General features: G+C 66.1%; 9 protein-coding genes. All 9 read right to left on the bottom strand.

Translation table 11 applies throughout. The features are described from left to right. Positions 1-2: 2 nt before the first annotated feature. A complete protein-coding gene (locus tag ACUCV3_RS04090) occupies positions 3-3206 on the bottom strand; it encodes an amidohydrolase family protein (RefSeq protein WP_048937422.1) in 3204 nt (1067 codons plus the stop codon). A gap of 83 nt (positions 3207-3289) precedes the next feature. After that, positions 3290-5533: a TonB-dependent receptor gene (locus ACUCV3_RS04085; protein ID WP_048937421.1), complete on the bottom strand. Its 2244-nt coding sequence runs from the start codon at positions 5531-5533 to the stop codon at positions 3290-3292. Between the two features lie 64 nt (positions 5534-5597). Then, entirely contained in the window at positions 5598-7283 is a 1686-nt protein-coding gene (locus ACUCV3_RS04080) for an amidohydrolase (protein ID WP_122928354.1), read from the bottom strand. Further along, the gene (locus ACUCV3_RS04075) at positions 7280-7912 is read right to left on the bottom strand and encodes an FMN-binding negative transcriptional regulator (RefSeq protein WP_048937419.1); all 633 of its coding nucleotides are present in this window, start codon (positions 7910-7912) and stop codon (positions 7280-7282) included. The genes ACUCV3_RS04080 and ACUCV3_RS04075 overlap by 4 nt, the downstream gene beginning before the upstream one ends. A 67-nt stretch (positions 7913-7979) precedes the next feature. Next, complete coding sequence (pdxR, locus tag ACUCV3_RS04070) at positions 7980-9452, bottom strand: MocR-like pyridoxine biosynthesis transcription factor PdxR (protein WP_048937418.1); 1473 nt, start codon at positions 9450-9452, stop codon at positions 7980-7982. An 11-nt stretch (positions 9453-9463) separates the two neighbouring features. Continuing rightward, positions 9464-10336: an ROK family protein gene (locus ACUCV3_RS04065; protein WP_048937417.1), complete on the bottom strand. Its 873-nt coding sequence runs from the start codon at positions 10334-10336 to the stop codon at positions 9464-9466. A 4-nt stretch (positions 10337-10340) separates the two neighbouring features. Further along, positions 10341-11465: a dipeptidase gene (locus ACUCV3_RS04060; protein ID WP_048937416.1), complete on the bottom strand. Its 1125-nt coding sequence runs from the start codon at positions 11463-11465 to the stop codon at positions 10341-10343. Beyond that, positions 11462-12826: an amidohydrolase family protein gene (locus tag ACUCV3_RS04055; protein WP_048937415.1), complete on the bottom strand. Its 1365-nt coding sequence runs from the start codon at positions 12824-12826 to the stop codon at positions 11462-11464. The genes ACUCV3_RS04060 and ACUCV3_RS04055 overlap by 4 nt, the downstream gene beginning before the upstream one ends. Positions 12827-12835: 9 nt before the next feature. Further along, positions 12836-14998, bottom strand: a complete 2163-nt coding sequence (locus ACUCV3_RS04050; protein WP_048937414.1) for a penicillin acylase family protein — start codon at positions 14996-14998, stop codon at positions 12836-12838. Between the last annotated feature and the right edge of the window lie 40 nt (positions 14999-15038).

The following is a 15038-nucleotide window of genomic DNA, read 5'->3' as shown; positions in this document are numbered from 1 at the left end:
GCTCAGGGCGTCGGGGTGGCACCATCCTGCGCGAACCAGGGTTCGGCCAGTCTGGCTGGCGTCGGCCAGATTTCGTCCAACGTCGCGGGATCATAGAGCCGGCCATTCTTCATGACGGCGCCGATCTTCTGCGCATTGGCGATGTCGGCCAGCGGGTCGGCGTCCAGGATCAGCAGGTCGGCAAACTTGCCCGGCTCCAGGCTGCCGACATCGTCGCTATGGCCGATCACCTCGGCCGACCCGATCGTCGCAGCCTTCAGCGCCTCCATCGGCGTCGCGCCGCCAGCGGCAAAGGCCTGCAATTCCCACTGATAGCCCAGCCCCTGGATCTCGCCATGGCTGCCAAGGCCGACGAGGCCGCCGGCGCGCTGGATCTTCACCGCGTCGGCCGCGATCTGCTGCCAGCTCTGCGCTTCGGGCGGCATCCAGTGGCGGTTGCGCAGCTTGTCGCTGACGATGCCGGCCGGCACGAAATGGGTCCATTTCGCATCATCCTGTGGCCGCTTGTTGATGATGAAGTCGAACAGCGCCGGGGTGGTGCCATAGGCGACGAGGATGGTCGGCGTGTAGCTGGTGCGGCTCTGCGCGAACAGGCGGACGATATCCTCGCGCAGCGGCGATACCGGGATGCTGTGCTCATTGCCGGAAAAGCCGTCGATCGCGTGGGTCAGGTTCAGCACCATGTCGCTCGCGCCTTCGGTCGTGGGCATCATGCCCAGTTCCGCCGCTGCCTCGACCATGAACTGGCGTTGGGCGCGGTCGCCGATCATGTAGCTCTTGATATTGCGGGTGCGATAATGGTCGCGATAGCGGGTGAGGACGTCGACCGCATCCTGCTTGCTGTGGATTTCCGCGTTCACGAACACGCCCGGCCCGGTCGACCAGGCGCGCGGCCCCCGCATCATGCCGGCATCGATCATGTCCTGATAGGCGAAGATGTCGGTGGTGAAGGGCTGCGGGTCGAGCGCCGACGTGACACCGAAGGCGAGGTTTGCGGCAAAGTCCCAATGGCCGCGTTCCTGGATGCCGCGCCGTATCTCGAACCAATGGGCATGGGTGTCGACGAAGCCGGGGACGATATATTTGCCGCTCACATCGCGGATCGTCGCGCCCTGTGGCACGGCGACCGATCCGCTGGCGCCGACCGCGACGATGCGATTGTCGGTGATGACGATGTCGGCATTGCGGATCACATCCTGCCCGCCCGCCATCGGCATGACGGTCGCGCCGCGCAGCACGACGCTGCCGCGGGGCACATCGCGCGGCAGTTCGACCGGCAATGCGAAGCTCTGCGCCACCGCCTCGGCCGTGCCCGGCGCAGCAGACAGCGCCTGAACGGTCGGCAACCGGCGGAAGGTCGATCCGACCGACCAGGTGACGGTCGCGCCCCTGTCGGCCCAGTCGATGAAATCGGCGCCGACCCGTGTCAGCTTGCGTCGCGCCACCGCCGGCGTGTCGAGATTGACGGTCGCCGGCTCGCCGCCATTGGCCGGCGGGATATCGACCAGATAGGCCTGGCTGAACGACTTGATGAGTGCGCGTCTGCCGTCCGGGCTGATCCGCACATCCTCGACCGGCGCCGGGCCGGGGAAATATTGGCCCAGCCCATGGGCCAGCACGCGCAACAGCGGCTGCGGATCGCCCCCCGCCAGCGGCACCGATGACAAGCCGCCGGCGCCGTAGAAATAGAGGGTGTCACTTTCGCCGCCGAACTGCGGCTGGCGCGCACCCATGGCATGGGCGACCAGCCGCGCTGCGCCGCCGCCGACGGGCATGCGGATGATGTCGGTCGGGCGCGCGGGATCGATCTCCGACGCGGTGCGCAGCCGGTCATACTGGTTCGCGCGCAACGCCACCAAGCCCTTGCCATCGGGGGTAAAGACGGGCTGGCTGTAAAAGGCCGGGACCTGGGTCAGCCGACGCGCCGTGCCGCCCGTCGCCGGGATCGTCCAGACATGGCCGCCTTCCTTGGCGGTCCAGCTGACATAGGCGATGCTCTTGCCATCGGGCGACCAGCTCGGCTGGAAGGCATCGGCCGCGACAAGGCGTTTGGGTGTCATGTTCGCTGTCAGCTTCTGGACATACAGCCCGCCCAGAGCGGTGAAGGCGACGCTGCCGCCGTCGGGCGACTGGCGCGGCGCCTGCACCACGCGGACGCGCACCGGCCCGGTCTCTTCCGTCTGCCGCACGCGGGTCAGCGGGCCGAGGCCCAGTTGCACCGGCGCGGTGAAGGGGATGTCGCTGATCTTGCCCGATGCAATGTCGAGCCGCCTGATCCCGCCGCCGACGCTCATTAGCATCGCCTTGTCACCCGGCAGGAAGCTGAAGCGCGGTAGCAGGTCGGCATAATAGCCGCCATCCTGGCCGTCCCGGTCGATCGGGAAGGCGATCCATTTGTCCTCGCCGGTCTCCAGATTGCGGAGCCTGAGACCGTCCTTCTGGCCCTGCCGGCTGGCATAGGCGAGCAGCTTGCCATCATGCGACAGCGCCGGGCGCATCGCGCCCCCGGCCGACTGGATGATCGTCTCGTCCTGTCCGCTCTTGAGGTCGCGGCGCGCGATCGACCAGTTGGGCAGGTCATTCTCGGTCCAGGTATGGCCGCGCTTGGTCGCATAATAGAGATAGCGGCCATCGGGCGCCGCGACCGCGCCCATGGCGTTCATCTTCGCGTCCCAATTGTCGGGCGATCCCGCCTTGGTGATCTGGATGCCGCTGCCGCCATCGCGATCATACATGAACAGCTCGAACGCCAGGATCGAATGGACCGTGCGCGAGACATAGACATAGCGGCCATCGGGCGACCAGGCCGGCGAGGAATAGATGGCGAGCGACTGGTCCTGCGACAGCTGTTTTAGGCCGGTGCCATCGGCATTGGCGATCCAGAGATTGGTGACGCCCGACCGGTCGGAAAGGAAGGCAAACTGCTTTCCGTCGGGCGAGAAGACCGGATTGCGCTCGAACGCCATGCCGGTCAGCAGCGGCCGCGCCGCGCCCCCGCCTGCGTCCAGCGCATAGATGTCGCCCAGCAGGTCGAACAGGATCGTCTTGCCGTCCGGCGACATGTCCGGCTGCATCCAGGTTGCCTCATGCGCGTCATAGCGCAGCGTCCGGGTGGGCGTCAGGCTCAGCCCCTTGCTGTCCTGCGCCAGCGCGGGATGGGCACAAAGCAGGGACGCACCCAGCAGCAGGGAGGCAAGAGAACGCATTGCGGCCTTTCGGTCAGAAGCTAGGAAGGCAGATAGGGAACGGGGCCGCAACCTTGCGGATGCGGCCCCGTTCTTCAAGGCGGTTAGAGGCTCCAGTCGGCACGCAGGCCGATGGTGCGCGGCCGGATGATCGAGCCCTGCGGCGTCGCCGCATCGTTCGCGAACGGGGCGTTCAGCACGCCATATTTGTCGAACACATTGTTGGCGAAGGCCATCAGCCGGACCTTCTCGCCCAGGCTGACCGAGGCGCGCAGGTCGAACACGTTGAAGTCGCCACGGCGCGAGACATCGTCGAAGCTGGTCGGCGCCGACGAGAGGTAGCGGTGCGCGATGTCGAAGCTGGGGGCGCCGGTCACATCGGCGAAGCTGAGCGTCAGATTATTGGCGATCGACCATTTGGACGAGCCCGGCAGCGTCGTGCCCTTGGCATAGCCGCCCAGCCCCGCGACGTCGAACGGATAGGGCAGGAATTCGGTCAGTTCCGCATCCTGCCAGGTGACGTTGGTGGTGAAGTGGACGATCTTGTTGACATTCACCGTGCCGGAAAATTCCACGCCGTTGACGCGCGCGCCGCCGGCATTGACGACATAGGAATAATAGGACGGGCCGGGGCCGAAGAGGCGCGCCTGGATATTGTTCCAGTCGAGATGGAAGCCGGTCAGGTCGATGGCGAAGCGGCCGTCGGGCGTCTGCGCCTTCACGCCGATTTCGTAATTCTTGACCTTGTCGCTCTCATAGGCCTCCGGAATGCTGGGCAGCAGGCCGGCATTGGGGTTGATGCCGCCGACGCGATAGCCCTGCGAATAGGTGGCATAGACCATGACATCCTTCGACGGGCGCCAGGCGATCGTCGCCTTGGGCAAGAAGCCGTCTTCCTTCTGGTTGACGCTGCCGCTGCTGTCGGTCGGCGTGTAGCCGCCTTCATAGCCGCCCAGCGCACCGGCCTGGTTCAGCACGTCGGCCTTGGCGGTGGTGTCATAATAGCGACCGCCCAGCGTGATCTCGATCTGCTCCACCGGCTTGTAGGACAGTTCGCCGAACACGCCGAAATCCTCGTTCGTGCTCTTGGTGAAATAGCCATAGAGGCGGTCGCCGGGCGTCAGCTGCGCGCCGGAATAGCCCCCGAACAGATCGGGATTGGCGTCGATATAGTCGGCGGCACCGGCCTGGAAAATCTGGTCATAGCTGTTCTTCTTGGCCTGCAAATAGCTGACGCCGACCAGCCATTTGAACGGACCGTCGCCGGCCGAGGCGAGGCGGGCCTCAACCGTCTTGATGAGCGCATCGGCCTCGCCCAGCGAATAGGCCGCACCATTGCCGGTGGTGACGCCGGTCACATAGGCATAGGGGTAGGAGAAGATGGTGGTGTTGGTCTTCTTGGTGATCGACCCCAGCACCGTCAGATTGGCGATGTCGCTCACTTCTTGGTCCAGCCGCAGGCTGTTCATCCAGAATTTCGTCTTCTGGGTTTCGGCGCGCGGCAGGTTGCGGACATAGGGGTTTGGCAGGTCGAGATAGGTCTGGTCGTCCAGCTTGCTGTCCTGCCAGCTCGACAGATAGGTGACCTTGGTCGTCTCGCCCAGATTGGCGACGATCGATCCGCGCAGGCCGCGGGTGCGATAATCGTTCGAGCCGTTCACGCCGATGCCGGGATTGTCGAGATAGCCCGCGTCCGACCGCTGCAGCGCGACTAGGCGCAGCGCCAGCTGATCGGCGACCAGCGGGATGTTGATCATCGCCTTGGCGGCATAATTGAGTTCGCCCGAGGCATTCTTGGTGGTGCCGACCAGGCCCGATGCGGCGGCGTCGACCTTGGACGGATCGGCGACATTGGCGACATAGTTGACCAAGCCGCCCAGCGTCGAGGAGCCGAACAGCGTGCCCTGCGGCCCGCGCAGCACTTCCACGCGCTGCAGGTCGAACGTGTCGACGTCGGGGATGCCGATCGGGAAGCCCGGCTCCACCACCGGCACTTCGTTGAGATAATAGCCGACCGTGGTCTGGCCCTGCTCATGATAGGTGGTGGCGGCGACGCCGCGGATCACGACTTCGGAAATGCCGGGCTGGTAATCGTTGAACACCACGCCGGGCAGGCGGACGATATAGTCCGACAGGCTGTTGGCGTTCATCTTCTTGAGCTGCTCGCCGGTGACGGCGCTGATCGGCAGGGCGACCTGGCGGATATCCTCGTCGCGCTTGCCGGCGGTGACGATGATCGTCTCGCTGTCGCTGGCGGCCGGGGCCTGGGCAAGGGCGGTGCCGGACAAGATGGTCGCGGCCGCCATGGCGGTGAAACTCACAGTCTTGAGATGCGTCAGTCTGTTCATTGTCATTCCCCTTATGATGTGAGAACCGGCCTTGTTCCGGCCGGCTTTCTCCCTTGCTCTGTTGTTAGATGTCGCTCCCTTCGCCAAAGCGCTGGCGACCGCCGACGATCGTGCGCAGCACCTTGGTCGCGCCAATCTTCGCCGGATCGATCGCGAACAGATCGGCGTCCAGCACCGCGAAATCGGCCAGCATGCCGGGCTTCAGCAGGCCCATCCGGTCGTCGCTGAAACCGGCAAAGGCGTTGGTCGCGGTATAGGCATGCAGCGCCTGGAGCATGCTGATCTTCTGCTCGGGCAGCCAGCCGCCAGGGTTTGCGCCGTCGATCGTCTGGCGCAGCACGGCGGCGGCGACCCCGGTCAGCGGATCGAGCGGCGCCACCGGCCAGTCCGATCCGAAGGCGACCTTCGCCCCGGCGTCGAGCAGCGACTTGAACGCATAGGTGCCCTTCAGCCGCTCGGCGCCGACACGCTGGATCGCCCATCGTCCATCGTCGATCGCATGATAGGGCTGGACCGATGCAATGACCTGCTGCTGCGCGAAGCGCGGGATCGCGGCCGGCGCCAGATGCTGGGCATGTTCGATGCGGAAACGGCGGTCGCGCTTGCCATTCTTCGCGGCGGCGGCGGCAAAGATGTCCAGCGCCTCGTCATTCGCCTTGTCGCCGATGCCGTGGATGGTGATCTGCAGGCCAGCCGCATCCGCATCGTTGGTCCATTGCTGGACATCGGCGCGCTTGTGGATCGGGAAGCCTTTATTGTCGGGCGCGTCGTCATAGGGGCGATAGAACATCGCCGTGCGCGACCCCAGCGATCCATCATATTGCAGCTTCAGTCCGCCCCAGCGGACCCAGTCGTCGCCGCGCCCTTCAGCCTCGATCAGCGCCTTGAGCTTCGCCCAGTCCTGCAGGGGCACGAAGGAATAGAAGCGCATGTCGGTCTCGCCCTTGGCACGCAGGCGGCGCAGCGTGTCATGGGTGATCCAGTCCAGTTCGGTGGTGTGGACCTGCACCACGCCCTTGGACAGGCCATGGGCGATGCCCTGGCGCGCGGCATCCTCCTTGTCGGCGTCGGTCGGCGCGGGGATGGCGCGCTTGACCAGGTCCATCGCCGCATCCTTCAGGATGCCGGTCGGGTTCCCATCCTTGTCGCGCACGATCATGCCGCCGGCTACATCGGGGGTGTCGCGGTCGATCCCGGCCAGTTTCAGCGCCAGCGAATTGAGCGCCAGCATGTGCAGGTCCAGTCGCTGCACCGCGACCGGGGTATGGGGCGTCACCGGGTCCATCCAGCTGCGGTCGGGCAATTCGCCGCCCCATAGCTCCGCGTCCCAGCTGCCGCCCTGCAACCATTGGCCGGGCTTCAGGCTCTTGGCCGCCTCGCCGACGATGCGGGCAAATTCCTGCGGGCTCTTCGCCTCGCGCAGATTGGGCTGGCTCAGCAGATAGGAACCGGTGAGGAAATGGGTGTGCGCGTCGGTGAAGCCGGGCATGACGAAGGCGCCGCCCAGATCGATGATACGGGTGGTCTTGCTCGACTGCGCCTTGACCGCCGCCGCGCCGATCGCGGCGATGCGTCCGTGGGCGATGCCGATCGCCGATCGCGCCGTCGGCATGCCCTCGCCGGTCCAGACCGTCGCATTGACATAGGCGGTGTCGAGCACCTGTCCCTTCGCCCACAGGCTGCTGCTCAATGCCAGTCCGGCCAGGCCGGTCGCACCCCCGGCCAGCATCTCGCGTCGGCTGAACATCATTGCTCTGCTCCCTCGTGGCTGGTTTCGTCCAGCCGGTCCTCATTGTAGATCTGCATCCAGTCGCGCAGGCCGCCGGGGGCCAGGCTGCCGACAATCTCGTTGATGCCCTGGCGGCTTTCGTCGCGGCCCAGCTTGAACCGGCCATCGATCGCGCGGACATGGGCACGAAAGCCGATAATATGCTTCATCATCGGTTCCAGCCGCGCGCCGGCGTCATCGATATGCCAGGGGGCGACGCGGCCCGCCTCCATCCGGTCGGTCAGCGTCTCGATCGACTCGCGCGTCGCTTCCGGCAACAGCTCGACATCGACGGTCAGCACCGCCATCGCATAGTTCCAGGTCGGCACCCATGTCGGGTTCGACTGCATTTCGGGTGAGATATAGCCCTGCGGCCCGTTCACCAGCACGGTGGCGCGGGGCGCCGCGCGCAGTTGCGCGACCTGCGGGTTGGACAGGGCAAAATGGCCCAGCAACGACACCAGCGCACCGTCCGCGTCGCATTCGGCCAGCAGCGGCAGCGGCGTCGCGCCGAAGCCGGCCTCGCTATGGGAGACGATCCAGCAGAGCGGATGGTCGCCGATCAGGGTGACGATGTCGTCCGGGGAGCGGGGCGCATATTTCATATGCATGACACTGCGCCGGCATTGGACCCGCCCGAAACATCCAATTCGGGAAAGTGAAGGGGTCCAAGTAAGATCAGGGTTCGGCGCAGCGGCGCAGCGCCTGCAACACCTCTTTCGCCTCCTCCTCGGTCAGGCTGGCAAAGCCGATGCGCAGCCCCCGCTCGGTCCCTTCCTCGGCCGCATAGCTGTGCGAGGAGGCGAAGCTGAGGCCGATCTCGGGTGCTCGCGCTTCCAGCCGGTCGAGCGCCGCCATGTCCTTGAACTGCAACCAGAAGGCGAGGCCGCCATCGGGCAGGCGATAGTCGATCAACCTGTCCATTTCGCTGTCAAGATTGCGCGCGAAGGCATCGCGCCGCCGGGCGTAGATCTGCGCGGTCTTGCGCACATGGCGCCGCACCTCGCCGCTCTCCAGCAGTTCGGCGGCGGCCTCCTCCGTCACGGTATTGCCCATGCCGTCGATCAGCGAGATCTGATAGGCCAGCGCGTCGACGACCTTGGGCGCGGCGGCGATGTAACCGATGCGCAAAGCCGGCACGAGCAGCTTGGACATCGACCCGGCATAGATCACCCGCGCCGGGGCGTAGCTCGCCATCGGCAGCAGCGGCTGCGCGCCGAAGTGGAACTCATGGTCATAATCATCCTCGATGATCGCGAAGGCGAATTGCCGCGCCAGCTCCAGCAGGCGCAGCCGCCGCTCGGGCCGCATCGACACGGTGGTCGGAAACTGGTGATGCGGCGTCACGAAGATGGCGCGGACGCGATGCTTGCGGCAGGCGCGTTCGACATCGGCGACGTCGACCCCGTCCTCGTCCAGCCCGACCGTGACGATCTTGGCGCCGCAGGCACGGAAGGCGGCGACGGCCGGCTCATAGGTCAGCCGTTCGACCAGCACCGCGTCGCCCGGCCGGATCAGGATGCGCGCGGTCAGGAACACGCCCATCTGGCTGCCGCGGGTGATGCAGATATTCTCAGCGCTGACCATCAGCCCGCGCTGGCGCCGCAACATGCTGGCGATCTCCTGTCGCAGCCGTGGCGACCCGCGCGGGTCGCGATAGTGAAGCGCATTGGCGCGCGAGGCCCCCTCCGCCGCCTTGCGATAGGCGCGGGCGAGGAGGTCGGCGGGAAACAGGCGTCCGTCGGCGACGCCCTCGTCCAGCTTGCGCCATTTGCCCGCCGGGATGGCGATCAGCCGGTCGGGTGCGGCCAGGAAGGGATATTCGGTTTCGTCCGGCTGGCGGGTGTCGGGGGCGATCGGCGGGGCAGGGGCATCGTCGCTGCTGGGCAGGGAGGTCGACACGATCGTGCCGCGCGTGCCTGCGCTCACCAGCCAGCCCTGCGCGATCAGTTCCTCATAGGCGGTGACGATGGTCTTGCGATTGACCTCCAGCGCGGCGGCGAGTTCCCGGCTGCTTGGCAGGAACTCGCCGGGCAACAGCCGGCCGCGCTCGATCTCGTGAATCAGCCCATGGGCGATCTGCATGTAGCGCGGGCTGTCCGGCGCGATCCGCACCCGTTCCTTGAGCGGCAGGGTCCAGGGGCGCAACATCCGCGTGGCGATCAGCGCCGCGATGCCGCCAGGGCCATGTCGGCAAGGGCGATCGTTCCGAGCGGCCCGGCGCGGTCGCCCAGTGCCGGGTGGGCGACATAGTCGTCCATCGATGCGATCGTCGCAGCCGCGCCATAGGCCGCCAGGCTGGCGGTCAGTCCATCGCGGATCAATGGCATCAACTGGGGCTGGCCCATGGCGACCCCACCGCCGATCAGGATACGCTGGGGCAGGCTGGTCAGCGCCAGATTATGGCACATTGCCGCCAGTGCATGGGCGACGAACGACCATTGCGGATCATCAGCGGACACGTCGCGTCCGCGTTGGCCGGTCCGCGCCTCGATCGCGGGACCATTGGCCAGTCCCTCCAGGCAATCGCGATGGAAGGGGCAATTGCCTGCAAAATCGTCGCCGGCGGCGCGCGGCACGCGCATATGCCCGGCCTCGCTATGGCCCAGTCCGCGCACGGGCATGCCGGACACGATGCTGCCCACGCCGATGCCGGTGCCGACCGTGACATAGGCCCAACTGGTCAACCCCTGCGCCGCGCCCCAGCGACCCTCGGCCAGCGCTGCACCATTGACGTCGGTATCGACCATGAAGGGGCGTCCGGCCGCGAGGTGGGTGATGTCCGTTCCGCTCCAGCCAGGCTTGGGCGTGCTGACGATCGAGCCGAAGCTGGCCGACGCCGGATCAAGATCAAGCGGTCCGAAGCTGCCGAGGCCCAGCGCTGCGAAATCCCATCCGGCCAATGTCGCGGCCACCGCTGACAGGGTCTCGGCAGGCGTGGTGGTCGGAATTTCCACCTGCGCCTGGATATCGTCCGGCCCGGTGCCCAGGATGCAGATGCACTTGGTGCCGCCCAGTTCTACGCCTGCCAGCATTGGTTCATGCTCCCCAGATCATCTCGGCATAGGCAAGGAAATTGCCGCCCAATATCTTCTCGATGCGGGCCGTCGAATAGCCTTTGGCGCGCAGCAGCCCAACGAGCTTGCGGAACTGGTCCGGGCCGCGCAGGTCGACGACGAAGGGATAGGTGTCGGATCGTTCGCCCTTGGCGCTGATCCCGGCGGCCTGGCGCGCGGCGATTTCCTTGGCCAGCACCGCCTCATAGGCCTTCAGGTCGTCGATCTGCGTCACCGTGCCGTCGGTGCCAATGCCGACATGATCCTCGCCGCACAGCTTCACCGCATGGTCGATATGGGCGACGACATGCTCGGCGCGGGCATGGCCAGACAGGTCGAGGAAGGGCATGAAATAGATGCCGATGAAGCCGCCGCGATCGGCGACCAGCTTGAGTTCCGCATCGGTCTTGTTGCGCGGCAGGTTGGTGACGGCGCGGCAGCCGGTATGGTTGATCGAGATCGGCTGTTTGGAAATGCGTGCCGCCTCCAGGCAGGTCTGCTCGCCGCTGTGGGACAGGTCGACCATCACCCGCTGCGCATTGCAGCGCGCGACAACCTCGCGCCCGAACGGGGTGAGGCCGCGATTGCCCGGCGCCATCGACCCGTCGCCCAGTTGGTTGGCGGGGTTGTAGGTCAGCTGGAAGATGCGCACGCCCAGATTGGCGAAAATATCGACCCGGCTGGCATCCTGGCCCATCATCGCGCCATTCTGGAATCCGTAGATCAGGCCCACTTTCCCTTCCGCCTTGGCGCGGCTTATGTCGGCGGCGGTCAGGATCTTCATCAGGTCGCGGCTGTTGGCACGTATCTGCGCATCAGTCTCCGCTACCTCGCGCACGCTCTGGACGAACGGGTCATCCGATCCGGAGACATAGCCAATGGTGATGTTGACGGCAGTCAAGCCGGACGCATGGGCTTCCGCCAGCACGCGCGGGCTGAACTGCGGGACCAGTGAATCGGCGGGCTGGTTGGGATCGCCCAGGCCACCGAGCGCATTGATGACGATCATGTCCTTGATCGGATCGGCCTCCACGCCTGCCGCGCGCGCGCCGCTGGCCGCCAGCATCGCGGCCGACACGCCCATGAAATTCCGCCGATCCAGCTTCATTCGTCGTCCCCCATCTCGTCCTTGGTCACCGGCACATAGGCGTTGCGGGCATAGGCCTTGCCGCGCTTCACCACCGTCTCGATCGTCTGGATATTGGCGATGTCGGCGACCGGATCGCCTTTGAGCACCACGAAATTGGCGAGCTTGCCCGGTTCGATCGAGCCCATTTCATTGCCCTGCCCGGCCGCCTGCGCGCCGACCAGCGTGGCGGACCGGATCACCTCGACCGGCGGCATGCCGACATTGCGGGCAAGGAAGAGCAGTTCCTCATGAACGGCGGGCCACTGATCCTCGACCTCGCCGACGAAATCGGTGCCGGTGGAGATGGGGACGCCCATCTTCCACGCCTGACGGGTGAGGCGGGTGGTGAGGTCGCCGGTGCAGCGCAGCGGCTTCGCCTTGGGATCGGCCTTGCGCTTGGCCTCATATTTCACGAACAGCGCGCCGGTCGCGTCGAGGATCGTGCCCTGTTTCAGCATCGCGCGGAACAGGTCGGCCATCACCGGGTCATCATCGCCCGGCGCCAGCAGATTTTCATGCACCGGCGTCCGGTCTTCATACGCCGCCAGCATCACCGGCTCGCGCTGATAGGCGAGATAGCAGACATGGCTGATCGCGTCCGGCCCGGCGGCGATCACGTCGGCCGGGCGGGTGGGGAAGACCGAACTATGCGCCCAGACCAGCATATGCTGGCGATGGGCGGCGGCGGTCACGGCTTTGACCTGCCGCGGAGTGAGGTCGGCATAGACCTTGATCGCGCTGGCCGATGTGCCACGCGCCAGGGTGATGGCTTCCTTGAGGTCGGTCCTGTCGTCGATCGCCTGCATCCAGGGCGCGGTGCCCGGCGTCACCCCTTGGCTGGCGGCGGCGACACGCGGATCGGCGAAGAAGGGGCGGCCGGCCATGATCGCGGCATAATAGATGTCGGGCGCAGGGATCTCGGCCATGCGCGCCTCGCGCGCCAGTTCGCCGACCGAGCGCAGATCGTCGGCCATGTCGCGCACCGCCGTCACCCCGCCATAGAGATTGCGGCGCAGCATCGCCTTGGCCTGCACGGCATTGGGCGGGGTTGCCATATGGACATGGCTGTCGATCAGGCCGGGGATGACATAGCGGCCGGCCAGATCGACCTGCTTCGCGCCGGCGACATCGGCGGCGGGCAGGCCGCCATGCGGCGCCAGCGCGACGATCCGGTCGCCGCGCACCAGCATGTCCTGATTGCCGCGCGGCGCCGCGCCGGTGCCGTCGATGATGGTGGCGCCGCTATAGAGTATCACTTCCTCGGCCGGTTTGGGCGGCTGGGCAAAAGCGGCGAAGGGCAGGGCGCAGGCGATCAGGGCGGCAAGGCGGGCAGTTTTCATCATCTGTCCTTATTCGCCGGGCCGGTAGGTGCGGACGGCATGGGCCTTGATATCTTCGGGGTAGAAATAGACCGGGCGCAGATCGCCCTTGGCATAGAGGTCGACCTGATCGGCGAAATGGGGCGAGTGGGGATCGCCGCTCTCGCCCCCGGCGCTGACCGCGCGGGCGACGACCTTCGGCCCGAATTCGACCGCCGCGACGAAGCTGTTGCCCTTGGTGCCATAATAGCGCTTCGTCCCCGGATAGCGCGCCGCGCCGAAGGCGGCGAGCGATCCCCATTGCGACGAGGCGAAGGGAATGGGCGTGCTGGGCTTGGCATCGTCGAACGTCTGGACGATCGCGCCGTCATTGCGCTGGTAGCGGTTGATCTCGCCCCAGGGCACGGCGATGCTGCCGAAATCGGTGGTCAGCCGCTCGACCGCCTCGCGCAGTGCCGCGAGCTTCTGCGCGTCGGTCGCGCGGGTCGCCATATAGTCGATGGTGGACAGGCCCGCCTCCTTGGCGGCCGGGGCCACCGCCTTCCACAGTGCCTCGCCCCAGAAGACCGCGAGCGAAGTCTCCGTCGAAGTCAGGCTCCATTTATAATCCCAGCCGCGCAGGCTCTGCACCGCATCGGCCAGCGCCGGATCGGGCGCCCTGTCCTGGGCCGCGATCAGGCCCGGAACCAGCCGCGCGAAGCCGGTCAGATAGGGATCATAGGCCGCGCCGATCAGGCTATCGAGGGTGAAATGCTCATTGGCCGACAGCACGATCTGCGCATGGGGGCCGCGCGGATTTTCGCCGGCCTGGTCCATGTAGCGGGGAAAGGCCGCGCGCTGTGGGCTATCCGCGCCGGCGGCCGTCCAGGGCCAGTTATTGGTGTTCATCGCCCAGCCGCCCTTCGGGTTCACCGCCTGGGGCAGGCTGGACAGGTCATGCAGGCCGCGCCAGTCGGTCGCCGGATCGCTGCCGTCCACGGGCTTCGTATAATCGAAGCGATCGTCGCGGATCGGCACGAATTGCGGGTGGAGATAGGCGATCTCGCCCCTGTCGTCGGCCAGCAGCGTGTTGTTGCTGCTGTTCGCCTTATTCTCCGCGACCTTGAGGAAGCTCGCATAATCGCTGGTCTTGGTGCGCAGATAGCTTTGTTCCAGCGCCGGCACCGGCTTGTTCATCAGCGCGAAGGCGATCCACTTGTCGCCTTCGGTCCGCACGATCGGGCCATGATGGGTGGAGTAGCCGGTGAAGGCGCGCTGGGCGAGCTTGCCGTCCGGCGTGCGGTAGGAAATGGCGATGGTCTTTTCGGTGACCGGCCGCAATTCCTTGCCATAGCGGTAGAAGAGGCGATCGCCCTGCGGCACGATCGTCTCGGCAAATTCGTCGACATTGTCGATGCCGCTCGACGTGTGCATCCAGCCGATATGGCGGTTGAAGCCCTGATAGATGAAGAACTGGCCCCAGGTGACCGCGCCATAGGCGTCCAGCCCTTCGTCGCTGCTCATCTGCAGTTCGGACCGGAAGAAGAAGCTGGTGTGCGGGTTGATCATCAACAGCGCATGGCCGCCTTCCGTCCGGGACGGCGCGATGGCAAAGCCGTTCGACCCCTGCGGCTCGCGATAGGCCAGGCCCTGTTCCAGCATGGTCAGCGCCACCGGCTTCTTCTCGTAAAAGGCCTGTAGCTGGGTCAGCGGCACCCGCTCGATATCGCCGCCGATGCTGCCTTCGGTGAAGCTCAGTGCCATCCACGGCTCGAACCGGGTGATGACGCGCGGCTTCACCATCGGATGGGTCGAGAGATAATAATTCAGGCCATCGGCCCAGGCCTGCATCAGCTTCTTGAGCCAGGCCGGGCTGCGGGCATAGTCGGCCTGCAGCCGGGCAGGATCGATGAACAGGCGCTGGCGCAGATCCTGCCAGATCGCCTTTTCGCCCTCGGCTTCGGCGAGGCGGCCCAAGTTGACCAGATAATTGGTCTCGATCCGGTTGAAGTCGTCTTCGGCCTGGGCATAGACCATGCCGAACACGGCGTCGGCATCGGTTGCGCCATGGACATGGGCGATGCCCCACTGGTCGCGGGTGATGGTGACCTTGGCCGGCGAGAGCGCGGTCGGCGATTGGGCAAGGGCAGGGCAGGCGGCAAGAGCGACCAATGCCCCCGCAAGGGAGGTGGCGCGCGGCAGGAATTTCGTCATAGAGAGGGGGAGTAATGAAGGGGGCGGGGCGGCGCAAGCA

It is taken from the genome of Sphingobium sp. VMM (genome assembly GCF_056790315.1).
The sequence above is the reverse complement of the archived record's forward strand: the minus strand, read 5'-3'. Positions and strand labels throughout refer to the sequence as shown.